The sequence below is a fragment of the Rhizobium sp. 05N430 genome (genome assembly GCF_056396985.1).
Window position 1 is genome coordinate 95,832 of the sequence record NZ_JBFTMO010000012.1, and the last position, 25,668, is coordinate 121,499.

Consider the following 25,668-nt stretch of genomic DNA (forward strand, 5'->3'; position numbering starts at 1 on the left):
CCTGCTGCGCTGGACCGCTTGCCGCGCCGGCTTCCTGCAGTCCCGTATGGACGGAAATGCCGCCTTGACACAGATCGAATGTCCATCATATTGGCATAGATAATCCACGATGGTGGACGACTGTGAGCCTTGGCCAAGATAGGGGAATCGATGATGCCTCGCCAGATCCATCTGAATGCCTTCGATATGGTCTGCCCGGGCCACATCCAGCAGGGCATGTGGACGCATCCGCGGGACCAGTCTGACCGCGTCAACGATCTGCAATATTGGATGGAATACGCGAAGAAGCTCGAATCCGGTCTGTTCGACGGCATCTTCTTTGCCGATGTCCTTGGTGTGTATGACGTCTATGGCGGCAGTCCGGATGCGGCGGTGCGCGGCGGGGTGCAGATCCCCGCCAATGATCCGACGATCGTCATCCCAGCGATGGCGGCGGTCACCAAGCATCTCGGTTTCGGCGTTACCTGCAATCTCACCTATGAGCAGCCGTTTCTGTTTGCCCGGCGGATGTCGACGCTCGATCACATTACCGGCGGCCGCATCGGCTGGAATATCGTCACCGGTTATCTCGACAGCGCCGCCCGCGCCATCGGCCTCAAGGGTCAGACCGCGCATGACGACCGTTACGATCTCGCCGACGAATATATGTCGCTGGTCTACAAGCTTTGGGAAGGATCCTGGGACGACGACGCCGTTATTGCCGATCGCCGGAATGCGATGTTTGCCGATCCGTCAAAGGTTCGCGTGATCCACCACGAAGGACCGCAATACAAGGTCGATGCGATGCATCTCTGCTCGCCGTCGCCACAGCGCACGCCGGTGCTTTATCAGGCGGGTTCTTCGCCGCGCGGGCGCGAATTTGCAGCGACCCATGCGGAATGCGTCTTCGTCAACGGCCAGAAGAAGGAGGATGTCCGCAGTATCACCGCCGACATCAAGGCGCGGGCGCAAGCGAAAGGCCGCTCGGCTGAGGACGTCAAGGTGTTCCTTGGCGCCAGCCTCGTTCTCGGCAAAACCAATGCCGAAGCGCAGGAAAAGTTCGAGGAATACAAGCGCTACGTCAGTTCCGAAGCGGCGCTGGTGCATGCGGCCGCATCGCTTGGTATCGATTTTTCGAAATACGATATCGATGAGCCGATTGAGACGGGCAAGAGCCAGGCGATCGTCTCCAATGTCGAGATCATCAATAAGGCGGCGGGTCCGCAATGGACGCGCCGCAAACTTCTCGAGCAGATGGTGCTGGGCAGCCGCCAGACCCCATGGGTGGGCTCGGCCGAAGAGATTGCCGATATGCTGATCGGCTGGAGCGGCGAGACCGGCGTGGCGGGCTTCAATCTGTCGCGTACCATTGCGCCTGAGAGCATCGAGGATGTCATCGATCTGCTGATCCCTGTTCTTCAGGAGAAGGGGGTCTACAAGACGTCATACGCAGAAGGAACCTACCGCGAGAAGCTGTTCGGCACGGCACGCCTGCCATCGACCCATTCGGCCGCGCAATATCGCGGCGGAGCCGGCTCCCGGTAGCAGCTCTCAGCATCATCAGGAAGGATTGAACGTGGTCGATAAAACTGCGTATCGCGATGCCATGGCCGGGCTTGCGGCTGCGGTGAATATCATCACCTCGGATGGAGCCGCAGGCCCTGCCGGCTGCACGGTTTCGGCGGTCTGTTCGGTGACAGACGAGCCGCCGACGCTGCTGGTCTGCATCAATCGCTCCAGCGCCAATAACGAGATCATCCGCCGGAACGGCAATCTCTGCGTCAATATTGTCTGCGCCGAGCAGAAAGAGATCGCGATGCAATTCGCGACGAAGGGATTATCGGTCAGCGAGCGCCTTGCCAGTGCCAACTGGAGCACACTTGAAACCGGAGCGCTGGTGCTTGATGGCGCAGTCTCCGCCATCGATTGCGAGGTCGATTCCGTGTCAGAGGTCGGCACGCATACGGTTTTCTATTGCCGTGTGAAGGCGGTCCGCAATCAGCCGGGCCGCGATGGATTGATCTATTTCGGACGCGATTTTCATCGGGTGGCGACCAGGCCGGTCAATGCGGCCGGACCTGCGGCCTGACACGATGCGCGGCCTAGCGACATCTGCCGCGGGCGATCCGCCGGCCAAGCCAGCCGGCCGAAAGGCCGTTTCGCTGGCGATCATCCTCGCGGCGCAGGTGGCGGCGATGAGCGTGTGGTTCTCGTCGAGCGCGGCAATCGCCAGCATCAAGCAGCAATATGCAATCGGCGCTTCGCAGGAGGCGATGCTGACCACGGCCGTGCAGATCGGCTTCGTGGCCGGAGCGGTCGTCTCGGCGCATCTGTCGCTGGCGGACCGTTTCGATCCGCGGCGGCTGTTTGCGCTGTGCGCCGCGATTGCCGCCATTGCCACGGGATGTCTCGTCTTCATGGCGCCTGTCGGCCCCGGTGCGATCGCGCTGCGTTTCCTGACCGGCATCTGCATGGCGGGCGTCTATCCGGTCGGCATGCGCATGGCCGCGACCTGGGCAAGCCGCGATCTCGGCCTTCTGATCGGTCTTCTGGTCGGCGCCCTGACGCTCGGCTCGGCCAGCCCGCATCTTCTGGCGGCGGTCGGCGATGTCGAATGGCGTGCAATCTACGGCGTGGCTTCGGGATCGGCGGCGGCCGCTGCCGTGCTCATCACCTTCGCCAAGCTTGGCCCCAACATCCGCCGTGCGCCATCGGTCGATCTATCGAAGATTGCCGAAAGCTGGCGCCGGACGTCGTTGCGGCGCGTGAATCTCGGCTATCTCGGACATATGTGGGAGCTCTACGCCATGTGGGCCTGGCTGCCGGTCTTCCTGCATCAGTCGTTTGCGGCGCGCGGTCTTCAGAACGCCGACACCAAGGCGGCCTGGCTGACCTTTGCCACCATCGCTGCCGGGGCGGCCGGCTCCTGGCTCGGCGGGATCGTCGCCGACAGGCGAGGCCGGACCTTTGTGACCACAACTGCGATGAGTGCCAGCGGCATATGCGCGCTGCTGATCGGCTGGCTCTATTCCGCGCCGCTGTGCTTGCTGGTGCCCGTGGCCATCATCTGGGGCATCACCGTGATTGCCGACTCCGCCCAGTTTTCGGCCTCGGTCGCGGAGCTTGCGGAGCCCGGCTCAGTCGGGACATTGCTGACGGCGCAGACATGCGCGGGCTTTCTGCTCACGATGGTCAGCATTCACCTCGTTCCCGAGGTCCGGGCGCTGCTCGGCTGGCCGGGCGCCTTCACGATGCTTGCGCTGGGTCCCTTCGCGGGATGTGCCGCGATGTTGAGGTTGCGGCGCGACCCGGAAGCACGGCTTCTGGCCGGCGGCAGGCGTTAGCCGGGCTGCAAGCCGCAGCCGTTTTCGATTGGAAACATCCGCAGAGACGATCCGCCCGGTTGCCAAAAAGCCATAATTGTTCCACCTACATCGGTCATTGATACGCGGCACCAAGAATTGGAACAGAGCTGAATGCGCATACAATACGGTTTATTCGGATTATTCCTTGCAATCGCGCCGTCCGCATATGCCCTGGAAGCTGCATCGCCGCCTGTATTGGAGCCGCTGAAGCAGCAGGCCCAGGCTGCGCAAATGAGCGCGCAATTTCTGACCCGTTACAGCTACAGGCCCGTCGCACTCGATGATGCGCTGTCGGCCAAGATCATGGATCACTTCATCAAGTCGCTGGATCCGGACCGGATGATCTTCCTGAAGGCAGACATCGACAAGTTCATGGCCGACAAGAGCAAGATCGACGACGCCATCGAGAAGCAGAACCTGCAGATCCCGTTCACGATCTTCAACGTCTATGAGCAGCGCGTCGTCGATCGCATGAATTATTCGCGCGGCCTGCTGAAGCAGGGATTCGATTTCAGCGTAAAGGAAGACTATTCCGTGCTGCGCGACAACGCCCCGTGGCCGCAGTCCGAAGCCGAGTCCGACGATCTCTGGCGCAAGCGCGTCAAGAGCGACTGGCTGCGGCTGAAGCTTGGCGGCAAGGCGGACGATGCCATTCGCGATACGCTCGAGAAGCGCTACGAAAACGCTCTGGAGCGCGCCTACAAGTACAAGAGCGACGACGTCTTCCAGTCGTTCATGGACGCCTATACCAATTCCGTCGATCCGCACACGGACTATTTCGGCGCCTCGGCCTCTGCCGATTTCGACATTTCGATGAAGCTGTCGCTGGTCGGCATCGGCGCGGTCCTGCAGGAACGCGACGACTACACGACGATCCGCGAACTCGTGCCCGGTGGCCCGGCGCAGCTCTCCGGCAAGCTTGCCGTCGGCGACCGCATCATCGGCGTCGGCCAGGGCGAGAATGGCGCGATCAAGGAAGTGCTCGGCACCCGTCTCGACGAAGTCGTGCAGATGATCCGCGGTGAGAAGGACTCCGTCGTGCGTCTCGACATTCTGCCCGCAGAAGCCAGTGCCGACGGCAGCCATCACATCATCAGCCTGGTGCGCGACAAGATCAGCCTCGAAAAACAGGCCGCCCGCAAGGATATCCTGTCGGTCAAGGACGGCGATGCCACGCGCAAGATCGGCGTGATTACGCTGCCGGCATTCTACGAGGATTTCGAGGCGCGTCGGAAGGGCGACCAGGACTACAAGAGCGCCAGCCGCGATGTCGCCAAGCTGCTCGAGGAACTGAAGCAGGACAATGTCGACAGCGTTCTGATCGATATCCGCAACAATGGCGGCGGCTCGCTCTCCGAGGCGATTGACCTGACCGGCCTGTTCATCGGCAATGGTCCGGTCGTTCAGCAGCGCGGCACGGATGGCAAGGTCGTGGTCCAGAGCGCTGACTTCCAGGAGCCCCTGTGGACTGGTCCGGTGGGTGTGCTCATCAACCGCGGCTCGGCTTCGGCATCGGAGATTTTCGCTGCGGCGATCCAGGATTACGGACGTGGCGTGATCATCGGAGAGCCGAGCTTCGGCAAGGGCACCGTGCAGACCGTCGTCGATCTCGACGAGATGGCGCATAACAGCAAGCCCAAATTCGGCGAGCTCAAGGTGACGATCGCCCAGTTCTTCCGCGTCAACGGCGGGACGACGCAGCTGCGCGGCGTGACCCCGGATATCGCCTTCCCGGGTCTTTCCGACCCGAAAACCTTCGGCGAGACGAGCTATGATAACGCCCTGCCATGGACGGAAATCAAGCCTGCAAAATATAAGCCTTTCGGCGACATCAAGAGCGTGCTGCCACAGTTGCAGAGCCGCCATGATGCGCGCGTCAAGACCGATCCGGGCTATCAGAGCCTGATTGAGGACATTGCCGACCTGAAGGCGCAGCGCGACAAGGGGCTTATCTCCCTCAATGAGGCCGAGCGCCGCAAGGAACAGGCCGCCCGCGAGGCGCGCCTGAAGGCGCGCGCCGATGTCAGCGGCGAAGACACGGGTCCGGATGACGGCCTGCAGTCAAACGAGCGCAGCCTCAGTGCGGATATTGCGATCGAGAATGCCCGCAAGAAGGCGAAGGACGTGCTGCTCGACGAAGCCGGCGCTATTCTTGCCGACGAGACGACCCTGAAATAGGCCTTTCAGGAGCAGAAGAAACAATCGCGGGCGCGGTGAAAGCCGCTGCCCGCGTCTGTTATTTCCACTCCCACAGCTTCTTCGAAACGTGCGGGCGCGTCGAAACGATCGCGGCAGGATTGCCGACGGCCGTGACATAGCGGGCAGCGTCTTCGGCATCGTTGACGCCGGCAAAGATCATCTTCATCGATTTATTGGAGGCAGCACCTTTCGCCCGGTGCTCGAAGCTGATCACCGCATGCGGATATTCCTCGTTGAGGCTGATCATCGGATCGCCCGTCAGCGCGATGTGTTCCTGCATCGCCAGGAATGACAGGACACGATCCCTGGCCATGTCAGGCGCAATCGGCTTGTTGCCTGTCGGCGCTCGGGCATAGGCCATGGTGTCGATCTGGCCCTTGCGCTTGCGCGTCTCGTAAACCAGAAGGTTCGCCCCCATCGCCAGTTCGGCGTGGAGATCGAAGGTCTGGTACCGGTCGCTATTGCCGTGCAGATCGTCCAGGGCTGCCTTCAGATCCTGGATGTAATCGGTGTATCGCGATGCTGTCATGGGTCGTCCGCCTTCGATATCTGACCGCGCAATCGCAGAGCGCCATCAGGCATGCAATAGGCGATGTCGATCAGGCAGGTGACAGACCGCTTCTCCCGACGCCAGCCTATTGCGGGAACAGGAACGTTATCCCGGCGCGGAAGCCCCAGCCGTTCGGTCCGTTCTCGGGCGCTTCGGCCCAGTAGCGGGCACCGACCTGGAAGCTCACCGGTTGTTCGCCGAACTTCAGGAGCTTTGCCACCGAAAAATTGATCGGCACGGCCCACTGGTCGTTCTTCCAGTCATAGGTGCTTTCGGTGTTAAGCGAGAAAGTCCAGGCATCAGGGGTGGTGTAGGATATGAAGGGTTGCAGGAAGGTGGAGCTGATATCAGGCCGATCGCTGTTGCCTGTGACGGACCAGATGTGATTGGCGAGCGCGCCGTAGGTCCAGGGGCCATCCTGCTTCAGGACGACGGCGGTCGGGCCGAGCCCCCACTTGCCGCTGCCGAGCATCTTGTCCGTTGCGGTCGGCAGCAGGAAGACCGGGCCGGCGCCCCAGACGATGCCGCCCGGTCCCGGTTCCTTCGGCGAAAAGAAGAAGCTTTGGGTGATGTCGCCAAGGCCGAACTGGCTACCGGAATTGCCGGCGATGTCGTTCTGCCAGATGAACGGCAGGATGGTTCGGGAAATGACGTTCCAGTCGTCGTTGATCGAAATGGGAATGACCGGCTGGATGTTCAGCACGGCCCTGTCGCCGTCGAGCGGGCCGTAACCGCTGTCATAGTTGAATTGAAACGGCACGCTGATCAGCGAGGCGACCGGATTGGAAAGCTTCTTGGCGAGATCGGCATCCTGCGCCACAGCCGGTAGCGGGAGGGCCGCCGCAGCGGCCGCTGCGGCAAAGAGAATTCCTGGCTTCATGCGTTGGTCTCCGATTGGGATCTGCACTTCGCCGCAAGTTTCAGAACCGGATCGTCATGCCGATGATCGGGCCGTGCTGGATCATGTCGTAGGTGAAGCCGTCACTGCTGTAATCGACGCCCTGGGCACGGTATCCGAGCACGGCTGACATGGTGTCGTTGAACTTGTAGCCGAGGCCGGCCAGCACATCCCAGTCGAGGTCGGCGCCGCCCGCACCAATCATCGCCCAGCCGGTCATGTAGACATTGTCGGTGAAGGAATAGCTGCCCTTGAAACCAACAAGACCATCGACCCAGTTGGCGCTGTCGGTTCCCTCGAGATTACCGATCAGGCCGCCACTCAGGCGGATAGTGGTTTCGGCATGCCAGAAACGGGCACCCGCGAGAATGTCGAGGCGCGCCTGCGGGTCCTCGTAGATCGTGTAGGCGGCACCCAACAGCGCCGTGAAGGTCACAGTCTTCAGGTCAACGTCGTCGGCAATGATGCCGCGCGGCGTGGCGGAGTCGGTGGTTACCCTCGCATAGCTGATATCGGTGAAGATGCTGAAACGGTCGTAGCGGGCATCGCCCGCTCCCATGAACGCGAAATCCAGGGTCGAGATGATGGCGCCGAAATCCTGGCTGACATCCACGGTCGGCAAGCCGAACACTTGGCTCTCGCCATCGAGACCGGCAATCCAGAAATAGGGAGAGAACGAGAAACTCCAGCCGTCGGGCCGCTCGGGTGATGGTTGCGGCGCTGTTACCGGCAGCAGATCGGCAGCACCCGCAGGCGCGGCGAAGGCGGCCAGTGCCGCAACACCAATGACAAATCGAATCTTGCTGTGCATGTGTCGTCCCCTCGGCCTTGGCCCTTGTCACACTTCTGCTGCCGCAGCTGCTTTCGCCTGCTGCGCCTTGATGGTGGCGGCGGCTGCGGCCGCTCCACCCTCCCGCTCGTCGCCACCGACATTGACGGTCGGCTGCGCGAATTCGATGCCATTTGCCCTGAAGGCTTCCCGGATCCGCAGCTGTGCCTTGCGGCGTATGTAGGTCTGCATGCCGGGTACCGTGGTCATGCCGAAGCCCAGCACGATGCCGTAGTCGCCGAATTCCTCGACGCCCTTCATCTTCAGGGGTTCGATGAAGAGAGGCCCGAGTTCGGGATCTTCGAGCAGTTCGGCGCCGATCTTCTTGGTCAGCTTGCGGGCCTTTTCGACATCGGTGTCGAAGCCGACGGAAATCCGGAACTTGTCGATCACCCAGTCCCGGCTCATGTTTTCGACCGCGCCGAGCTCGCCGAACGGGACGGTGAACACGGGGCCACGATGGTGCCTGAGCCGGACCGATCGCAGGCTGAAGCCCTCGACCGTTCCCTTGTAATTCTTGGCCTGGATATACTCGCCGACACGGAAAGCATCGTCGAGCATGTAGAAGACGCCGCTGATGATGTCCTTGACCAGCGTCTGCGATCCGAAGCCGAGTGCCACGCCGAAGATGCCGGCACCGGCGATCAGCGGCCCGATCTCCACGCCAAGCTGGGCGAGGATGATCAACGCCGCCATGACGGCAATCATGACGGCAAGCGCATTGCGCAGGATCGGCAGCAGCGTCCGGAAGCGGGCGCGCCGCGCTGTGTCGGCTGGCGTGGATGTAGCGGGCGCGGATGCCACAAGGTTTCCGTCGATCCAGCTCTTGGCCAGATGCCAGATCAGATCGGCGGCAAGCAGAACGACGACGCTGCGCAGCAGGCCATAGAAGATCGCCGATACGATCGGATCGCGGTGGCCAATGGTTTCCGGGTTCATCTGCCAGACGATTGCCAGCCAGCCGGCGGCGATTGCGATGACGATCGCCCGGGCTCCGCGGACGACCAGCACATTTCGCAGACCAGCCCCGGCCGAGGTGAAGTGTTCGGCGACATTTCCTGCACCCCGCAGGATGCCGGGCAGGATGAGAGCGTAGAGGCCGAGCCAGAACAGGCCTTTCAGATCGAGGCACCAGAGGATCCACATCGCCACCATCACACCGGTGACGATCGCCTTTGCGGGTTTCGGCCGGCTCCATGTGGACCAGACGGCCTCAATTCCGAGCGCGAGAACGATGATCGAAAACACATAGGAGATCGCGTCCGTGACGGCGGGATCCGTGCCGAGCGGCGGGCCGAGCGCTGCCGTGGCGATGGCGAGCACGGTGATGCCGAGAAGGATCCTGGCGCGCTGCCGCAGCCCTTCCGGCGCCGCGAGCGTGATCAGCACCGATCCGGTGCGATAGACGACGAACGCGCTGAGATAGACAAGCAGGGTGATGCGGGCAAGCGGCGGCCACTCGATTGCAAAGAAGATCACGGCCATGGCGCCGGCAAAGACTGCGATCGGGATCAGCGCGGCAGCCGCTCCCTCCCGCTGTCCGCGCATCCTGCGATAGAGCCATTCGGCGGCAAGGCCAATGGCGATGAGACCACCGAAAATAACGAAGACGGGGGCGTATCCGTGCGAGATCGCATCGGCACGCGTCCTGGCAGCCGTTGCGGCAATTTCAGACGGAATACGCGGGACGGCGGCGATGACCGTATCGATCCGCGCCCGCGTCTCGGATTCCCAGCTTGTGATGGGGGAGGCTGCAGTTGCGGATGGCGCCGGCGGGGCTGCGGCCGTCTTGCGGCTTTCGAGCCAGGCCTGGATATCGGGATCCTGGAGAAGTGCGACCAGATCGTTGATCTTCTTTTCGCTCGCCGGAATGGGCGTTTGTGCCTGCGCGGTCACGGAAAGGATCAGGAATACAAGCAACCCTGCCAGGCATTTGATCATGCTGCCGACGTCCCAAAGCAGACGCGGAAAATGTAGCCGGTAGGCGGCCGGGAAAGTCTGCCGCACTCTGGTCGAATCAGGGAAGCTGAGCTGGCATCCGTGAACCGCATCTGCACTCTCCTTGAACAAGACGTGCATCTAGCCAGCCGGTTCTCCGGCGCGGAAGTACGTTACTGTAAATGCGGGCGTAAATTCCGCGATCCGGGCGTAAACGCGGATCGGTTTACGGTAACGTACTTCCCCGGCTTCTCAGACGGCGCATAATCCTCCCGTCAAGGTTGGCCCGGAGGCTGGATGGTGTGATGGACAAGAGCAGCGGCACCGGCGTCAACGGTTCCGGAACCGCCCAGAGGGGTCTGTGGCGGCTGATGCTGAAGCTGCCTGCGATGCGCGGAAGGCTCCAGATTCTCGCTGCGACGTCACCGTCCATCACCGACCTGTTCGAGGCCTACGAAGAGGCCAGCCTCACCCTGGAACGGATGTCGAAAGACCGGCCCCGATCGCAATGTCCCCTCCGGGAAGAATACGAAACCGTGTGCGCTGAGATCGAATCCGATGTGATCCATTATGTTCTCGGGCACCCTTCCGGCGTGTCGGACTGACACAGGGTTCGCGTCAAAATCGATCAAGTTTCGGTTTCATTAGCGTTCGGCCTTGCAACTTCTTGCCATCTCGGCGATAAATTACTCTGTTCTACTTTAGCTTTGACAAGGTGTGCGAGGGGCTGCCATGAATGCTGAAGTACACGACTTGAAGGCTTGCGAGGTTTCCAAGGACGAAGCAAAGGTCGAACTCGAGCGTCTGCTCGCCGACCAGCGCTTCCGGGTCACCGAGCGTCAGAAAGACATTCTCAGATATCTGGCGGAGCGCCGCTTCAACGATTGCGACGAAGGGGTCAAGGCCTATTCGGTGGCGCTTGACGTTCTAGGGCGGCCGAGCGGTTTCGACGCCTCGACCGATCCGATTGTGCGCATCGAGATCAGCCGTCTGAGATCGGCGCTCGACGCCTATTATCAGGCCTTCGGCACCGCCAGTGGCGCCACGATCCATATTCCAAAGGGCATGTATATTGCCCTTTTCCCGGCGACACTCGTGCCGCACGAGCCGGATGACGAGCTGCATCCGGGGTTCGAGCCAGCCGGCGAAAGTGAACCGGCGGCGACGATTTCCGAGGCTATGGTGCAGGCAGTACGCTCCCGCAGGTCGGTGCGTCTCGGAGGAGCCGCAGCTGTCGCGGTAATTGTCGCGGCGCTTGGTGGTGCGGCGAGCTTCGAGCTGCTGGCCGGGCAGCCTGCGATGACGGCAAAGCCGACCGTCTATATCCTGATGGAGGCCGCCGAAGGCCGCATGCAGGGCGAGGCCAGCCAGACGCGCGACACGCTGATGACCGCGCTGACCCAGTTTACGACGCTGACCGTCGCCAAAGCCAGCTATTCCGACGTGCGGTCGGCGGGCCGCGCCGGCCGGAATTACGAGATCGACATCAAGTATTACGGCGATGCGGATGATCGCAGCGTCTGGTGGCAGATCGCCGACAGCGCCACGGGCGACCTGCTCCGCTCCGGCCTCGAACGGGTGGATATCAGCGGCAAGAGCCCGGCTGCCGTCCGAGAGGAGATGGCGGGCGCGCTGGCGCAGCGTTTTGCGGCAACGCGCGGCGTGATCAACAATATCGAAATCCATGAAACGCCCGATGATGCCCTTGGCAATGCCTGCGTGCTGCGGGCGGAATATGCGCTTGATGAAGGCGGCGCAGACCGCGTGTTGCGCAGCCGTGACTGCCTGGAAAGCAGCCTGTCTGCAGCTCCCGCCGACCCGGATGCGACAGCGCTGCTGGCGCGGATTCTGCTTGCAGGCAGGGGTGCCGCGTCCGACCCGTCCGTCCGATTGCGCGCGCTGGAGCTGGCGAAGGGTGCAGTCTCCTCGGCGCCGCTATCGGACAGGGCGCAGGTGGCTCTGATGACGGCGCAGTTCGCCGCGGGCCGGACCGAGGCGGCCGTCCGGGCCGGAAACCGTGCGGTGGAGCTCAACCCGAACAATGGCGATGCGGCGGCAAAGCTGGCGCTTGTCCTCTATCTCTCGGGTTTCAAGGACGCAGGTGTGGCGATGGCGCATGATGCCAGCCACGGCGTCGATGCAGCCCCGCGCGACGCCACCCTGGTGCTGGCGCTCGATGCCTACAAGACCGGGCGCTATTCGGAGGCGTCGCTTTTGTCCGAGCAGATCAACTGCACCGACTTCCTGGTCTCAGCGCTCCGGACCGCTGCCCTCGGCCAGCTTCAGTCACCGGAGGCTCGCGAGCGCATGGCGGAGATCAGGGGGAAGGATCCTGATTTCGAGCGGAACTTCGCTGACAGGGTTGCCGTCTGGCGCCTTCCACCGGACATTGCAGCGGAACTTGAGGCCGGTCTCGTGAAGGCGGGCGCCGATGTCGATCCGAATGCCGTGGCGAGTGTCGCCAAGCCCTAAGCAGGGCCATCGGCATTGCCGTTCGCTAGCTGGACACACGTTCATGAACGAAAAGATCGGCTGCATGCGCTGCGCGTAGAAACGCATCTCGCGCCTTCTCCGGCTCCTCGCCATTTTCGTAGACTTCCAGACAGAGGCGCAAGGCTTCGTCGCGCTCCGGCCCGAAATCCGGTTCCGGCCATTTGTCGATCAGGCAGTCGGCGGCTTCTTGCGTGGTCCGCACGACCTGCAGGCCATGTGGCCGCGGCATCTCGATCGCGATCGGCTGTTTCCAGGGAGCGTTGTACATGGGCTCGTCCTCTCCGGCTGAGCAAGCTTTACGAGAGGATGCAGCACTCGGATTAGTCGCCGGATCAAAATTCGGCGATTGGCCACACAGCAAAGGCATGGCCAATCGGATTGTTAAGGTGCGGATCTAAAGACTGTCTTCCAATCGGCTTTCATATCGACGACGAGCCAGTTGCGCCGCTCTGCCTCATCGAGCGCCTTGTCCAGCTTGCCGAAGGGTGATTGCCGGTCATAGGCATATTCGCGGTCGGCGTCGGTGTGGTGGACGATCATCGCGAAGCCCGGGCCTTTGGCAGCGGTCGTCCAGCGCATCATCTCGTAGTCGCCATCCGAATTGCCTGCAACGAAGATTGGCTTGCGGCCGATGAACTTGTTGATGCCGGCCGGCTTGCCCGCGCCGTCATCGACAAAATCGATCTTCGGAAGCCGCTTGAGGACAGGCACGTCGCCGACGATCGCATATTCCGTGGAGATGGTGCTGCCGACCACCTGCTGTGGCGGTATGCCATAGAGCTTCTCCGTGACCGGCCGCATGAATTCGACCCCGCCGCCCGAGACGATGTAGGTCGTAAAACCATTGCTGCGCAGGTAGTCCAAAAGTTCGCGCATCGGCAGGAAGGTCATATCGGTATAGAGCTTGCCGGTTTTCGGGTGCTTCGCGGTCGCAAACCAGTCGGTAACGATCTTGTTGAACTGATCTGTCGTCATGCCGGCATGCGTTGCCATCACAAGCTCGACGAGGCCGAGTTCGCCGCCTTTAGCGATGCCTTTCAAATCGCCATCGAGCACGCTCTTGAAGGGTTCCTTGGTTTTCCATTCGGGGTGCTGCGGCGCGAGGGTCTTCACGCGGTCGAGCGCAAAGCCGAGCTGGATATAATAGGGCTGCTCAGACCATAGCGTGCCGTCATTGTCGAACACCGCGATGCGGTCATCCGGCGCGACGTAGCCATCGCCGCCTTCCGTCACCGTTGCCTTCACGAAACTCATGATGCGGTTCTTGGCTGCCGTATCATTCCATGAGGCAAGTGGCTCCTGCGCGAAAACAGGCAGAACGCCGGCGATCGTCAGAATGAATGCGGCTAGCAGGGAAAAGAGGGTGGTATCGGCGTGACGCGTGCGGCTCATGCGGCTTCTCCTCACATGTGAACTCTCTTGATGCAGCGAAAGCCGACATGGCTGGTGGACGTATCCTCGGGTTCGGCATGGCGGGCCGCGGGCCGGTAGCGCCGGCAGTAGTTTGGCGCGCAGAGATGCGACCCGCCCTTGAGGACTCGCCGGGCTATGCGGATTGCCGGAAGCCGCGGGTCATAGCTTGCCTCGGCCTCGCCGCCCCTCGGGTTCTTCGGAATGCAGCAGGTCTTGGCAGCGGGCTCCGGATGCCGTGTGCTCCAGTAATCTGCAGTCCATTCCCAGACATTGCCGATCATGTCGTAAACGCCGTAGCCGTTTGCCGGAAAGGACCGCACGCGCGAGGTCCGCTCCTCGCCCTTCCGCTTGTTCGATTGCGTCGGAAACGTTCCCTGCCAGGTGTTGGCCATTGGTTTTCCGCCGGGCATCAGCTCGTCGCCCCAGGCAAATTCCACGTCGTCGAGGCCGCCGCGCGCGGCAAATTCCCATTCTGCCTCTGTCGGCAGGTCGAGCCCGGCCCAGTCCGCATAGGCCTTGGCATCAGACCAGGAGACGTGGACAACGGGGTGATCTAGCTTGCCGCGCAGATCGCTGAGCCCGCCGAGCGGACGCCGCCAGTCGGCGCCGAACTTGAACGTCCACCACTGCGAGATATCGGGACCACTAACGCCTTTCGGCTGAACAAAAAGCAGCGAGCCGGGCCGCAGCATCTCCGGAAGGGCGCCCGGATAATCCTTTGGATCAGGTGCTTTCTCGGCCATCGTCACATGGCCCGTCGCCCTGACGAATGCCATGAACTTCCGGTTCGTCACCGGTGTGTCGTCGATCCAGAAACCATCGACCCTGACCGGGTGCGCGGGTGCCTCCTCGGGATAGTGGTCGTTGGAACCCATGGTGAAGGTTCCGCCGGGAATCCAGGTCATGCCCTCTGGTGCCGCAAGGCCGTCGAATGCCAAAGCCATCATCGCCTCCGCTTTCATTGGCTGCATGTTTGCGCGCGGCTTGGCCCGGCGTAAGTACGCAACGGTAAATGCCGCCGCATTTACGTCCGGTGCAGCGTAAATGCTGACCTTTGCGGTGCTGCCAGGGTGTCCGCGCCCGGGTTGAGCGCGGGCAATGCCATCCGTGGGTGTGTGCCCGCCCGGTGATCGCCGGCCGATGTCACGAGCCGCGCCAGCCGCTGCCGGTCGAACGCGCTGCTGCGGCCTCCATAAAGCGTGCTCTCAAGACCGGTGACCTCATCTGCCAGATCGGGATGACCGCTTGCCGCCCAATCATGCAACGTGCGAAAGCCTTCCTCACGGCTCCATGCCTGAAGGGCGGCATAGACCCCGGCGGGGTCTGCGGACAGGATGGATTTTTGCAGACCGCGCAGCAGGTAGCGGCGCGATGTCTTGAACCGCAGTTCGGCAGCCGACAGATATCGCACGAGCGCGCGCGGCAGGCGTCGCATTGCCCATGCTGCGGCTCCAGCGGCCAGCCCAAGCAGGATAACAAGCATCAGATGCTGCCGCTGTTCGAAGGGAGCAGCCATCCTCGGTGCCTGCACGTCGGGCGCAATCCCGGTCCTCGCAGGCGCTGCTGCGACAAGGACTGTAGTCGAAGGCAGACGAGCGACCGTTATCCCGCCACTGTCCAGATCGAACCAGGAATAGTCGATCGGAGGTATCGCGAACCGGCCCTCGGCCGTAGTCGTGTAGACGAGGGTTTCGGTCCTCCGGCTTGCGGTATCGCGGCCGATCGCAATGCCGTCTTCCGTCTTCGCCGGTTTCGCATATTGAGTCAGCCCAGGAGCGGCACCGGCCTCGACCGGCGGGATCATGATGGCCTGGGTATCCCCGGCGGTAATGGTGATCGTGCGCGTCAGGGCATCACCCGCCTTCAGCGCCGCAGGATCCCGGTCAAAGGCCTGCGCGATCGTCAGGCCCCGGGCGGCAAAACCTGCTCCCGCGGTCGCGTTCCCGTGGGTCTCGAAACTCAGCGGATTGGTTTGCACCGTTACGCGAAGCGGTTTCCCATCGACCGCGTAGCCGAGCTCGATATCGATTGCGGGCACTGCATAAGTGCCCGGCACCTCCGGAACGATGGCATAGCGCGTGCGAATGCCAGCATACTGAATTCCGTCGGCCGTCTCGGTCAGGTGTTGAGACCGCTCGCCGGGCAATGTGACAAGGGCATCCGGAATGCCGAACAGCGGGAATTGCGGTGGCGAGGTGAAGAAATCGGGCACGAAGACATCCACCGTCACATAGACCTGCTGCCCGGGTACGATCTTGCCGTCATCCTCCACGGAGGCCCTGGCATAAGGCCCGGCTGCGAATGCCTGCAGCGGGCAGAGCATCAGCATGATGAGCCAAAGGTATCTCACGGCTTCTTCTCCTGAAGCTCCATTGCAAATTTCCGGGCCATCAGGTCTGCAGGGCTGACCTCGATGTTCTTCATCCACATTTCCGAAGTCTGTTCGGCTACAGCGACGGTCCCGGCCTTGCCCTGTTTGCCCTTGTCGTCGAACTGGACGCTATCCGGCTTCTCGCTGGGATCCTGCGGCTGGTCAGCCTGTTCGTCCTGCTTCAGCTTGAGCAGCCGTCGAGCGATGGCCAGATCGGCATCCGCTTCCGGCCAATTGGGCCGCTTTTCAAGCGCCTTGCCGTAGGCGGCGACCGCCTCCTCCAGCTTGCCGAGATGCAGCAGCGCATTTCCCTGATTGAACCAGCTAGCGGCGCTGCCGTCAGAAGCAAAGGCATCGACCGCATCCTGGAACCGTCCGGCGCGGTAGAGGGCCGTACCCTTCCACATGGGGTCCTGGAAATGTGCCGATGCCGACGCGAAGTCGCCGCGTTCGAACGCGAGCTGGCCCTGCTGATCAGACGTCAGCCACATATCTGCAAGACCTGCCGCTTCCGCGCTCGCGGGCGCTGCAAGCTTCAGCAAGGCGAGCATCACGGCGACCTTCACGACCCATCCGCGCCGGAAGGAGAGGGCGAGCAGCAGGGCTGCAGGCGGCAACAGCCACCAGCCCATATCATGCCAGCGATCACCCTCACTGGCGGACTGCTGCGCAAAGCTGGTGCGAATATGCTGGCCAACCCACCGGACATCGGCATCGTCGTCGGTGAGAGTGGCGACAGATGCGCCAGATGCACTTCCAAACGCCTTGAGCGCCTCGAGGTCGAGCTTGGCGACGACCCGGCTTCCGCTCACTGCGGTGAGGAAGCTGCCGTCCGCCTGCTTGACCAGACCGCCTTCGGCGGTGCCGATGCCAAGGGCGATCAGGGCGCTGCCGGTCTTCCCGGCAGCGCCGGCAGCCGTCTCTTCTATGCCGTCGGTCATCAGCAGGATCGTGCCGGGACTGCCATCCGCGCGAAGCAGGCTGCCAGACAGCGTCAGAGCGGCGGCAGTATCCTTGCCGGGTTTCGGCATGATGCGTGTCGCCAGCGCATCGGTATAGGTTTCGATGAGCGCTTGGTCCTCCGTCAGCGGTACGACGAGATGCGCCGTCCCGGCATAGGCGACCACCGCGGTGCGGGCACCGGCGCGGGCCGTCAGGATGTCGTGGATCTTGAGCTTGGCGCGCTCCAGCCGGCTTGGCGTGATATCGACGGCGTCCATCGTCGGCGATAGATCGACAGCGATGACGAGGGCGGCCGAATCCGAGACGAAGGGAGGCGCTTCGCGATGCCAGGTTGGCCCAGCACCGGCGAGGATGGTCAACGCGGCCAGAGCCGCGATCATCCAGGCCGGCCGCAGATGACGTCGGCGGTCGGGCTCGATGACCAGGCTGTCGAGGAGGTGCGGGGCAATCATGTCGCTCCAGCGGGCCCTGCTGTCTCCGGCGCGATGTGCCAGCCAGACGATCACAGGGGGCAGAGCCAGTGCAAGCAGCCACCACGGCCGCAGGAAATGGAAATCGGCGATCATCCGGGCGCCCTCCGCCTGACCAGCCCCGCGCCGCCGGAGATCAGATAGTAGCCGCCGAGCAGGACGGCTGCGGCTGTGGCCGGCCAATGGAAAAGCTCGGTGCGCGGCCGCCAGGTCAGAACTTTCTGATCTTCAGGCGTCATGCTGTCGAGCGTGTCGTAGATGGCCGCGAGTTCCTGCTGATTGCCGCCGAAGAAATACTGGCCGCCGCTGCTGGCGGCGATCTGCTTCAGGGTTGCCAGATCGAGCTTGTCTTCGCCGGTGGCATCAGGGTCGCCGATGCCAATCGTGTGGATCGTGACGTTCTTCGCCTTGGCCACTTCAACGGCTTTGAGGGGCGGCATCTTGCTTGCCGTGTCGTTGCCGTCAGTCAGCAGGATCAGGACCTTCTCCGGCACCGTGGTCTTGTCGAACATGCGGATGGCAAGGCCGAGAGAGTCGCCCAGCGCCGTTCGCGGTCCGGCGATCCCTGGCATCAGGTCTTCGACCATCGTGCGGACGAGGGCATGATCCATGGTGAACGGAGCGAGCGGATAGGGCGCATCACCGAAGGCGATCAGCCCGATCCTGTCGCCGCCACGCTTGCCGATGAAACTGGCTACGACCTGGCGGACGGCATCGATGCGGGATTCGAGCGCGCCCTGTGGCGTGCGGAAGTCTTTCGCCTCCATCGATTGCGACAGGTCGAGTGCCAACAGGATGTCGCGCTGCGGCTCCTTCTTCTCGATCGGGGGCTCGACATATTGCGGGCGCGCCAGCGCGATGACGATGAGGCACCATGCAAGCGCGAGAACGGCGGTCTGCACCCATCCTCGCCGCGCGACGACCGAACCCTCGCTCGGTGTCACGCCGGCTGCCCGCGCGACCTGGTCGAAGAAGGGCAGGCGGACCGATGTCGAGGTCTCGCGTTTTGGCGGCAGAAGCCACCAGACGAGTAGCGGTACCGGCAGGAGAAGAAGCAGCCAGGGAAGATCAAGCTGATACATGATGTTTCTCGATCCAGCGGCGGGCGCCGAGAGCCGCATCTTCGACGGTGCCCGGTGCAAGGGCAGAAAGCGCCGCATCCGGCCGGTATTCAAGATCGTCGAGAACGCCATTCAGCGCCTTACCGGCACCTCCCGACGTGCTTAGAAACTGAACCCAGTCTGCGCCATCGATCGCCGCCACGTCCTTTCGCGGCCAGGCGGCGAGGGCAGTGCGCTTCACAAGTTCGGCGATTTCGCGCAGCGCAAGGGCCGGCTTTGCTTTCGCGGTGCTGCTTTCGATCTGATCAAGCTGCCGCATAGCCTCTCGGCGGTAGGCATTTCGGTGGTACCGGAGAGCTGCAAGGATGACCCAAGCGAGAGCGAGCGCACATGCGATCGCCGCCAGGACGGCCCAGCCCCAGGTCTGCGGCATCCAGGATACCGGCGGCGGCACCGCAATGTCGCGCAGCGAGCGCAGCGCCGTTTCCGTCATCGGATCGAGTTTCGCGGCCGGTTCCATCAGCGCCTCCGCTGGCGCCAGGCCGATTGTTCCAGCAGTTTGCGCAGCTGCGGCGCCGTTTCTTCCGCCGCGGAAATCGGCAGCATCGGAAGGCCAAGTTCTTTCTGCCAGGCACGCAATTCGTTGCCGCGATCGGTGGCGAATTTGCCGATGGCGGCGCGAACGGCGCTGCGGCCAAGGCTGAGTTCCGCCTGCAATGCTCCGCCGCTAACGACGATCTCGCCGCTATCGGGCAGTTCCAGCAGAAACGGGTCGTAGATCAGCAGGCATATCACGTCATTGGTGGCGGAAAGCTGCAACAGCAGGTCGCGTGTCATGGCGCCATGGCCATCGAAGTCGCTGACGATGATCACCAGATGATCGTGGCGGGCGACGCTGGCCGTCTGGCGCAACGCATCGTCAAGCGCGGTTGACGCAGGCGCATCCGCATAGGCTGCCGAAAGCCGCGCGTTCTTCTCGGCAATGCGATCGGCAAGAGCAATGACGGCATTGCGACTGCGATGCGGGCGGACTTCGCTGATGCCGGTATCGCCAAAGACGAAACCGCCGACCCGGTCTCCGGAGCCGAGGATGCGCCAGGCGCAGAGCATCGCAGCTTCAGCCGCCGTCACCGATTTCATCGACCGGCGGCTCCCGAAGAACATGTTGATGCGCTGATCGACGACGAGGATGGCGGGCCGCTCCTTCTCTTCGCCGTAGATCCTGACCACGGGCCGCGATGTCCGCGCCGTCACCCGCCAGTCGATGGAGCGGATGTCGTCTCCAGGCAGATATTCGCGCAGTTCTTCGAAGATCAGACCGCGGCCGCGCAGAGCCGATTGCATGCTCCCGGCCATCTGCTGGTGGCTTCTGGCTTTCTGCACGAAGGTCAGGTCGCGGGCTCGGGCTTCGAGTGCGACAAGCTGCTCGGTCGAGATATGAACACCATCGTTTGCCAACGGCGCTTGTTTCATGAGACGGCCACCAGTTCGGTGATGCGGTCGATTACCTGATCGGCAGGCGTGTTGGAGGCATGGGCTTCATACGAGAGGATCAGCCGGTGACGGAACACGTCGTTGACGACGGCCTTCACGTCATCGGGCGTCACGTAGTCACGGCCCCGGAGCCAGGCGTAGGATCGCGAAACCTTGTCTAGGCCGATCCCGCCGCGCGGGCTGACACCGACCTGCAGGAGAGCGGCAAGATCCTTGTTGTAGCGGTCCGGATAACGGGTCGCGAATACCAGGGCGACGATATATTTCTCGACGGGATCGGACAGTGTGACCGCGCCTATTTCCCTGCGGGCATCGAAGACCGACTGCTCGCTCAGACGTTCCACCACCGGCGGTTTGGCTGTCGTCTGAGCAGCGTTCTCTTCGCTCCGGTTGAGCTGCATGATCAGCGCTTCCGACTTTTCGTCGGGATAGCCGACCTCGACATGCATCAGGAAGCGGTCGAGCTGCGCTTCAGGGAGAGGATAGGTACCCTCCTGCTCGATCGGGTTCTGCGTCGCCATCACCATGAAGAGGCCGGGCAGAGGATAGCTTTTGCCGCCGACCGTTACCTGCCGCTCCTCCATGGCCTCGAGCAGGGCGGATTGCACTTTCGCTGGCGCCCGGTTGATTTCGTCGGCGAGGATCAGATTGGCGAAAATCGGTCCTTGCTGAAACTTGAATTCGCCCTTTCCGCCTTCGGAGAAGTAGACCTCCGACCCGGTGATATCGGCGGGCAGCAGGTCGGGCGTAAATTGAACGCGTGAGAGATCGGCGGCGAGGTTCTTCGCAAGGCTCTTGATCGCCCGCGTCTTGGCAAGCCCTGGCAGCCCCTCGACGAGCAGATGACCGTTGGCGAGCAGCCCGAGCAGCAGCCGTTCGACCATGGCGTCCTGGCCGATGATGGACTGGCCGATGCGTTTGCCGAGCGCAATGATATCGTCGCGTGCCGTCATGAAACCCTCGAGGAATAACGGGAAATGGGAGACGCGCACAGATGCGCGCCTCCTTCGTCGTTGTTACTTCTCGATGCCGCGATCCTTGAAGGACTGGTCGATCGCCTTGTCCACCTGGGCGCGGACGCCCTCGATGTTGAAGCTGGCGACCCGCTGGCTCGGCGGATATTTTACGAAGGTCTCCAGAAAATTGGCGGCTTTCAGCTGGCCTTTGACCAGCAGATAGTCGTTGCGAGTCAGCCAGTCGTTATACTGGTCCGAAACCGTATCGGCGCGTTCGTACGGGTCCATCCGCAGGTTGAACAGCTTGGGAATGCGCCAAGTGATCAAAGGCGTACGCCACACTGCAAAGCCACCGGACGCAGGCTGCTCCTTGAAGACAACTTTCCAGTCGTCGTAGCGTATGCAGACCAGATCGCCATCGTCGTCGAAGTAGTAGAAGTCGCTACGCGCGCTCTTGTCGGACTTTCCGGTGATGTAGTCCAGCTGGTTATAGCCATCGAGATGGTTCTTGAACGTCGTGGTGCTGCCCTGTGGCTGCCAGCCATCAAGGAGGCGTTTCTTGACGTCGGGATCGCCCGCTGCCGCGAGCAGTGTCGGGAACCAGTCGAGGCCGGACATCATGCCGTTCGAGATCTGGCCCGGCTGGATGTGTCCGGGCCATTTCACCATGGCGGGCACGCGGAAAGCGCCTTCCCAGTTGGTATCCTTCTCACTGCGGAAGGGCGTTGTCGCCGCATCCGGCCAGGAGAATTGATTAGGCCCGTTATCCGTGGTGTAGACAACGATGGTGTTGTCGGCGATGCCGAGATCGTCGAGTGCCTTCAGGAGTTTACCGACGTCGCCGTCGTGCTCCACCATGCCATCTCCATATTCGTTGCCCGGCATGCCGCTCTGACCACGCATGGATTCACGCACATGGGTGAAGAGATGCATGCGGGTGGTGTTCATCCACGTGAAGAACGGCTTGTTCTGCTTGACTTGACGGCCCATGAAATCGATTGCGGCAGCGGTCGTCTCGTCGTCGATTGTCTCCATGCGCTTCTTGTTCAATGCGCCGGTATCCTCGACTTCACCATCGGCAGAGGCCTTAATGACGCCACGCGGATTATAAGCCTTAAGGAACTCCTGATCATCCTTCGGCCAATACGGCGCTTCGGGCTCTTCCTCGGCATTGAGATGGTAGAGATTGCCGAAAAACTCGTCGAAGCCATGGTTGGTCGGCAAATACTCGTCGCGGTCGCCCAAATGGTTCTTGCCGAACTGTCCCGTGGCATAGCCGAGCGGCTTCAGCGCCTGGGCGATCGTCATGTCGCCGGCCTGCAAGCCGACAGGGGCGCCCGGCGCGCCGACCTTGCAGAGGCCGGTGCGCAGGCAGGTCTGCCCGGTGATGAATGTCGAGCGGCCTGCCGTGCAGCTGTTTTCGGCATAGTAGTCCGTGAACATTATGCCCGCTTTCGCGATGCTGTCGATATTCGGCGTCTTATATCCGACGACGCCGAAGGAGTATGCGCTGATATTGGTTTGGCCGATGTCGTCGCCAAAGATGACGAGGATATTGGGCTTGGCCGCAGCCGTGCTGGCGGCAGGCGCTGCCTGCTGAGCGTTTGCTGGCGAAAGGAAGGTCGTCGATGTCAGCGTCATGGCGGCGGCAACCGCCGCCGAGAACAGCTTCTTCTGAAGAGATACCGTCATGACGCTCTCCTCGCTGATGGATCGTTCAACATTGCAGTCTCCCTTGTGCCGGGCGGCCGCGCCTCCGGCTTCTGATCGTCGTCAGGCGACGCCGCAGGAGACTTGTTCCTTTCAGTAGCGGGCGGAAGTACGTAACAGTAAATCCCGGCGTAACTGAGCGTAAATGCTGGACTAAACCGGCCGGCTCATTGCGTCAGCGGCTTGGATTGCTGGTCTTCCCGCAAGGTCGCTCCGACGTCCGAGTCCGCGGGCCTGTGCGCCGGTTGTTCAACGATCGTCAGTGGCGCCGCCACCGCCGTGCCCGCCACCGTTCCGACCGTGCGCACCGTGCCGCCGACGACCGCCGCCACGCCTTGGCCGAGAGTGATGTTGGAGTCCGTCAGGGTCTGCCCGGTCATCAGCCGCTGACCGATCAGCTGGACGATCTCCGGGCTCTCGGCGAATTTGCCATGATTGAGCCGGTCACCGGATTTGACCTGGGTGAGGTCGATGGCAGTGATGGAGGCCTCAGCGAGCTTCGATCTATACGGCTCCTTGGACGGGTCGATGGCGCCGAGGCGTGAAACACGCCCGGTAATGAAGCTCGACAGCGCCAGCGCCCGGTCGTCCTGCGACACGAAGATGGTGAACTTCGGCCGCGGTTCGCCCATCTCGACGAATTGCTTGGCGAAGACCTGAATATCGATATCAGGCGATGCCAGAATGACATTATGGATCTTGCGGTTCACGTGGCCGTCGCGAATGCCCATCTGCCGAAGAGACTCCATCGCCAGCCATGTTCCCATGGAGTGGGCAAGCACCGTGATGTCCTTCACCTCGGGGTCCTGCGCCAGCACGCGAAGCGTCTGTTCGAGCGCGGTCCGCGAATAATTGGTGCTTTCCTTGTCGTATTCATAGCCCGTCACTTCGGCGCGCGACGGCCAGGTGAAGAGGATCGGCGTGGCATGCATGCCGCTGTCATGGACGATCTGTGCCAGCCGGAAGACGGAATCCTCGTATTTGTTGTTGAAGCCGTGGATGAAGACCAGCGCATGGCCGCCTTGGATATGCTGCTTGAACCAGACGCGCCCTTCGGGCACCGTCGCGATCGGCTGGACGTGGGTCACCGCGAAGTCGGTCGCAGGATTCGGCGGCAGGCGTTTCGGCCATTGCACCTCGCCGGATTTCCTGCCAGGCGGAAGCGATACGGAAATGTCGGTGAGATAGGGCTTCGGGCTGCGCTCACCGTTGAAAAGTGTGGCAGGGTCGCCGGATGGCTGGCGCGTCGTGGCAACGAGCATATCGACCTGCGCGGTCTTCGGCGTCGCCGCCGTCAGCACCACAGGGGTCATGACGCCGCTCGGATGTCCGCAGGATGCGAGCAGCAGCACAATGGCGAAAACAGCTGATATCTTCATTCCGGCTCCATCGATCCCCAACGTCGGCACAATAGGCATCGCGCCCGCACGCGTAAGTACGCAACGGTAAACCGCTGTAAATTTACGGTCCGGTCAGAGGCGTTTACCGTTGCGTACTTATGTTCCCTCTTCGCAGCGCTATCGTTGGTGCAAAGTGGAGGGCAATCCGATGAAGCTGCTACCGGCACTATGCCTGCTATTGTTGACGAGCCTGCCAGCGATGGCGGCAGACAAGGCGAGAAGCGAGATTACCGATCGCGAGATCGAGCGAAAGGCGGTCCAGGCCGTCGTCTGGGGCATGCCTGCCGTCAACTACGATCTGATGCGGCAGGAGATGCTGAACAAGACACCGGGCAAGGTCGGCCAGGTCATCTATTGGGGCGAACCGCTCGACTGGAAGAACCAGACGCTGACGCCAAATCCCGATGCGCTTTACTTCATGGCGTTCTTCGACACGAAGGACGGGCCTTTCGTTCTCGATCTTCCTGCAGCAGAGGCGAAGGGTTCCTTCAACGGCAATATTGTTACGGTTTGGCAGCAGCCGCTTGAAGATGCCGGTCTGCTCGGCGCGGACAAGGGAAAGGGCGGAAAATTCCTCATCCTACCGCCTGATTACAAGGAAACACCGCCTGACGGATACATCCCGCTGAAATCCAATGTCTACGGCGGCTATATACTGTTCCGCTCCAATATGGCGAGCCATGACACCGCCGATGTTGAGGCCTCCATCGAATATGGAAAAAAGATGAAGGTCTATCCGCTCTCGGCAGCGGCCAATCCCCCTCAGACCGTGTTCAGCGATGTGAAGGACATCGTTTTCGATTCGACGATCCAATGGGACGCGCGCTTCTTCGACAATCTCAATCGTGTCGTCCAGGAGGAGCCGTGGATCGCGCGTGACCGGGTCATGATCGATCAGCTGAAGTCGCTCGGCATCGAGAAAGGCAAGCCCTTCAAACCGGATAGTCACGTCAAATCGTTGCTAGCAAAGGCCATGAAGGAAGCGCAAGCCCTGCTTCAAGCAAAGTACGATGACGGTTTTGCGCCGTTTTTCAGCGAGACCAGCCGTTGGACCTTTCCAGGCTATGCCGACGTCGTCACGGCCGCCCAAAGGGATTTCGACGAGGCGGATTCCTATCCTGTCGATCATCGCGGGGTGATCTACACGATGGCCTATATCGGCATCAAAAGACTGGGCGCCGGTCAGTTCTACTCGATCTCCATCCGCGACAAGGACGGCCGCGCCTTCGACGGGCGCCACACCTACAAACTGAACGCGCCGGCAAATGTGCCTGTTCAGCAATATTGGTCGGTGACCGCCTATGACCGCAAAACCCATGCGCTGATCAAGAACGTTTCGCGCGCCAGCCGATCCTCGCAGATTCCGGATCTCGCAAAGAATGCCGATGGTTCCATCGATCTGTATTTCGGGCCAAGGCCGCCGAAGGGCAAGGATGCCAATTGGGTCCCCACCGATCCGAAAAGGCACTTTGAATTGATGTTCCGCGCCTATGGGCCAACCAAGGATTTCTTCGACAAGAAATGGGTACTGTCCGATGCCGTCAGACTTCAGTAGGCCGCCGCCCGACCTTCTTGCCGT

General features: G+C 61.9%; 22 protein-coding genes. 7 read left to right on the forward strand and 15 right to left on the reverse strand.

All coding sequences use genetic code 11. The features are described 5' to 3' along the window. Positions 1-153: 153 nt before the first annotated feature. The 4 genes from AC1DJO_RS22085 (at position 154) to AC1DJO_RS22100 (ending at position 5,522) form a co-directional block, all read left to right on the forward strand. A complete protein-coding gene (locus AC1DJO_RS22085) occupies positions 154-1,524 on the forward strand; it encodes an LLM class flavin-dependent oxidoreductase (RefSeq protein ID WP_112389992.1) in 1,371 nt (456 codons plus the stop codon). A 31-nt stretch (positions 1,525-1,555) separates the two neighbouring features. After that, positions 1,556-2,068: a flavin reductase gene (locus tag AC1DJO_RS22090; RefSeq protein ID WP_112389991.1), complete on the forward strand. Its 513-nt coding sequence runs from the start codon at positions 1,556-1,558 to the stop codon at positions 2,066-2,068. Beyond that, positions 2,046-3,323: an MFS transporter gene (locus AC1DJO_RS22095; RefSeq protein WP_310301312.1), complete on the forward strand. Its 1,278-nt coding sequence runs from the start codon at positions 2,046-2,048 to the stop codon at positions 3,321-3,323. The genes AC1DJO_RS22090 and AC1DJO_RS22095 overlap by 23 nt, the downstream gene beginning before the upstream one ends. Positions 3,324-3,455: 132 nt before the next feature. After that, complete coding sequence (locus AC1DJO_RS22100) at positions 3,456-5,522, forward strand: carboxy terminal-processing peptidase (RefSeq protein WP_112389990.1); 2,067 nt, start codon at positions 3,456-3,458, stop codon at positions 5,520-5,522. A gap of 58 nt (positions 5,523-5,580) precedes the next feature. Here the strand turns inward: AC1DJO_RS22100 and AC1DJO_RS22105 are convergent, their stop codons facing one another. From AC1DJO_RS22105 to AC1DJO_RS22120, 4 genes are all read right to left on the reverse strand, one after another. Then, positions 5,581-6,072, reverse strand: coding sequence for a hypothetical protein (locus AC1DJO_RS22105; RefSeq protein ID WP_112389989.1), 492 nt, complete (start codon positions 6,070-6,072; stop codon positions 5,581-5,583). Positions 6,073-6,178: 106 nt separating this feature from the next. Next, positions 6,179-6,973 carry a transporter gene (locus AC1DJO_RS22110; protein WP_112389988.1) on the reverse strand — a complete coding sequence of 265 codons (795 nt, stop codon included), beginning with the start codon at positions 6,971-6,973 and terminating at the stop codon, positions 6,179-6,181. A 40-nt stretch (positions 6,974-7,013) separates the two neighbouring features. Further along, entirely contained in the window at positions 7,014-7,802 is a 789-nt protein-coding gene (locus AC1DJO_RS22115; RefSeq protein ID WP_112389987.1) for a hypothetical protein, read from the reverse strand. A gap of 27 nt (positions 7,803-7,829) precedes the next feature. Then, a complete protein-coding gene (locus AC1DJO_RS22120; protein ID WP_405049672.1) occupies positions 7,830-9,758 on the reverse strand; it encodes a mechanosensitive ion channel family protein in 1,929 nt (642 codons plus the stop codon). A 305-nt stretch (positions 9,759-10,063) separates the two neighbouring features. Between AC1DJO_RS22120 and AC1DJO_RS22125 the strand changes: the two genes are divergently transcribed. Both AC1DJO_RS22125 and AC1DJO_RS22130 read left to right on the forward strand, forming a co-directional pair. After that, positions 10,064-10,363: a hypothetical protein gene (locus AC1DJO_RS22125; RefSeq protein WP_112389986.1), complete on the forward strand. Its 300-nt coding sequence runs from the start codon at positions 10,064-10,066 to the stop codon at positions 10,361-10,363. 127 nt (positions 10,364-10,490) lie between these two features. Continuing rightward, positions 10,491-12,230 carry a tetratricopeptide repeat protein gene (locus AC1DJO_RS22130; RefSeq protein WP_112389985.1) on the forward strand — a complete coding sequence of 580 codons (1,740 nt, stop codon included), beginning with the start codon at positions 10,491-10,493 and terminating at the stop codon, positions 12,228-12,230. Positions 12,231-12,255: 25 nt separating this feature from the next. Here AC1DJO_RS22130 and AC1DJO_RS22135 read toward each other — a convergent pair whose 3' ends face one another. The 11 genes from AC1DJO_RS22135 to AC1DJO_RS22185 form a co-directional block, all read right to left on the reverse strand. Further along, positions 12,256-12,519, reverse strand: a complete 264-nt coding sequence (locus AC1DJO_RS22135) for a DUF982 domain-containing protein (protein ID WP_162698768.1) — start codon at positions 12,517-12,519, stop codon at positions 12,256-12,258. 113 nt (positions 12,520-12,632) lie between these two features. Continuing rightward, positions 12,633-13,643, reverse strand: a complete 1,011-nt coding sequence (locus AC1DJO_RS22140) for an HAD family hydrolase (RefSeq protein ID WP_112389983.1) — start codon at positions 13,641-13,643, stop codon at positions 12,633-12,635. Between the two features lie 11 nt (positions 13,644-13,654). Beyond that, positions 13,655-14,608 carry a formylglycine-generating enzyme family protein gene (locus AC1DJO_RS22145; RefSeq protein ID WP_112390084.1) on the reverse strand — a complete coding sequence of 318 codons (954 nt, stop codon included), beginning with the start codon at positions 14,606-14,608 and terminating at the stop codon, positions 13,655-13,657. An 80-nt stretch (positions 14,609-14,688) separates the two neighbouring features. Further along, entirely contained in the window at positions 14,689-16,014 is a 1,326-nt protein-coding gene (locus AC1DJO_RS22150) for a BatD family protein (protein WP_112389982.1), read from the reverse strand. Beyond that, entirely contained in the window at positions 16,011-17,564 is a 1,554-nt protein-coding gene (locus AC1DJO_RS22155) for a VWA domain-containing protein (protein ID WP_112389981.1), read from the reverse strand. Before AC1DJO_RS22155 ends, AC1DJO_RS22150 begins: the two co-directional genes overlap by 4 nt. Then, the gene (locus AC1DJO_RS22160; RefSeq protein WP_112389980.1) at positions 17,561-18,550 is read right to left on the reverse strand and encodes a vWA domain-containing protein; all 990 of its coding nucleotides are present in this window, start codon (positions 18,548-18,550) and stop codon (positions 17,561-17,563) included. The genes AC1DJO_RS22155 and AC1DJO_RS22160 overlap by 4 nt, the downstream gene beginning before the upstream one ends. Further along, entirely contained in the window at positions 18,537-19,049 is a 513-nt protein-coding gene (locus tag AC1DJO_RS22165) for a DUF4381 domain-containing protein (protein ID WP_112389979.1), read from the reverse strand. The genes AC1DJO_RS22160 and AC1DJO_RS22165 overlap by 14 nt, the downstream gene beginning before the upstream one ends. Further along, positions 19,049-20,002, reverse strand: a complete 954-nt coding sequence (locus AC1DJO_RS22170) for a DUF58 domain-containing protein (protein ID WP_112389978.1) — start codon at positions 20,000-20,002, stop codon at positions 19,049-19,051. Before AC1DJO_RS22170 ends, AC1DJO_RS22165 begins: the two co-directional genes overlap by 1 nt. Next, positions 19,999-20,976, reverse strand: coding sequence for an AAA family ATPase (locus AC1DJO_RS22175; RefSeq protein ID WP_112389977.1), 978 nt, complete (start codon positions 20,974-20,976; stop codon positions 19,999-20,001). The genes AC1DJO_RS22170 and AC1DJO_RS22175 overlap by 4 nt, the downstream gene beginning before the upstream one ends. A gap of 63 nt (positions 20,977-21,039) precedes the next feature. Further along, positions 21,040-22,671, reverse strand: a complete 1,632-nt coding sequence (locus AC1DJO_RS22180) for an arylsulfatase (protein WP_112389976.1) — start codon at positions 22,669-22,671, stop codon at positions 21,040-21,042. 185 nt (positions 22,672-22,856) lie between these two features. After that, complete coding sequence (locus tag AC1DJO_RS22185) at positions 22,857-24,068, reverse strand: alpha/beta hydrolase (RefSeq protein WP_112389975.1); 1,212 nt, start codon at positions 24,066-24,068, stop codon at positions 22,857-22,859. Between the two features lie 169 nt (positions 24,069-24,237). Here AC1DJO_RS22185 and AC1DJO_RS22190 point away from each other — a divergent pair, with 169 nt between their 5' ends. Continuing rightward, the gene (locus AC1DJO_RS22190) at positions 24,238-25,644 is read left to right on the forward strand and encodes a DUF1254 domain-containing protein (protein WP_112389974.1); all 1,407 of its coding nucleotides are present in this window, start codon (positions 24,238-24,240) and stop codon (positions 25,642-25,644) included. Positions 25,645-25,668: the final 24 nt, after the last annotated feature.

Bases quoted from the DNA above. Each gene is read 5' to 3' on its own strand.
- AC1DJO_RS22085 (WP_112389992.1), top strand. From the start codon at position 154: ATGCCTCGCCAGATCCATCTGAATGCCTTCGATATGGTCTGCCCGGGC.
- AC1DJO_RS22095 (WP_310301312.1), top strand. From the start codon at position 2,046: ATGCGGCCGGACCTGCGGCCTGACACGATGCGCGGCCTAGCGACATCT.
- AC1DJO_RS22100 (WP_112389990.1), top strand. From the start codon at position 3,456: ATGCGCATACAATACGGTTTATTCGGATTATTCCTTGCAATCGCGCCG.
- AC1DJO_RS22105 (WP_112389989.1), bottom strand. From the start codon at position 6,072: ATGACAGCATCGCGATACACCGATTACATCCAGGATCTGAAGGCAGCC.
- AC1DJO_RS22110 (WP_112389988.1), bottom strand. From the start codon at position 6,973: ATGAAGCCAGGAATTCTCTTTGCCGCAGCGGCCGCTGCGGCGGCCCTC.
- AC1DJO_RS22115 (WP_112389987.1), bottom strand. From the start codon at position 7,802: ATGCACAGCAAGATTCGATTTGTCATTGGTGTTGCGGCACTGGCCGCC.
- AC1DJO_RS22125 (WP_112389986.1), top strand. From the start codon at position 10,064: ATGGACAAGAGCAGCGGCACCGGCGTCAACGGTTCCGGAACCGCCCAG.
- AC1DJO_RS22130 (WP_112389985.1), top strand. From the start codon at position 10,491: ATGAATGCTGAAGTACACGACTTGAAGGCTTGCGAGGTTTCCAAGGAC.
- AC1DJO_RS22135 (WP_162698768.1), bottom strand. From the start codon at position 12,519: ATGTACAACGCTCCCTGGAAACAGCCGATCGCGATCGAGATGCCGCGG.
- AC1DJO_RS22140 (WP_112389983.1), bottom strand. From the start codon at position 13,643: ATGAGCCGCACGCGTCACGCCGATACCACCCTCTTTTCCCTGCTAGCC.
- AC1DJO_RS22145 (WP_112390084.1), bottom strand. From the start codon at position 14,608: ATGGCTTTGGCATTCGACGGCCTTGCGGCACCAGAGGGCATGACCTGG.
- AC1DJO_RS22155 (WP_112389981.1), bottom strand. From the start codon at position 17,564: ATGATCGCCGATTTCCATTTCCTGCGGCCGTGGTGGCTGCTTGCACTG.
- AC1DJO_RS22160 (WP_112389980.1), bottom strand. From the start codon at position 18,550: ATGTATCAGCTTGATCTTCCCTGGCTGCTTCTTCTCCTGCCGGTACCG.
- AC1DJO_RS22165 (WP_112389979.1), bottom strand. From the start codon at position 19,049: ATGGAACCGGCCGCGAAACTCGATCCGATGACGGAAACGGCGCTGCGC.
- AC1DJO_RS22170 (WP_112389978.1), bottom strand. From the start codon at position 20,002: ATGAAACAAGCGCCGTTGGCAAACGATGGTGTTCATATCTCGACCGAG.
- AC1DJO_RS22175 (WP_112389977.1), bottom strand. From the start codon at position 20,976: ATGACGGCACGCGACGATATCATTGCGCTCGGCAAACGCATCGGCCAG.
- AC1DJO_RS22180 (WP_112389976.1), bottom strand. From the start codon at position 22,671: ATGACGGTATCTCTTCAGAAGAAGCTGTTCTCGGCGGCGGTTGCCGCC.
- AC1DJO_RS22185 (WP_112389975.1), bottom strand. From the start codon at position 24,068: ATGAAGATATCAGCTGTTTTCGCCATTGTGCTGCTGCTCGCATCCTGC.
- AC1DJO_RS22190 (WP_112389974.1), top strand. From the start codon at position 24,238: ATGAAGCTGCTACCGGCACTATGCCTGCTATTGTTGACGAGCCTGCCA.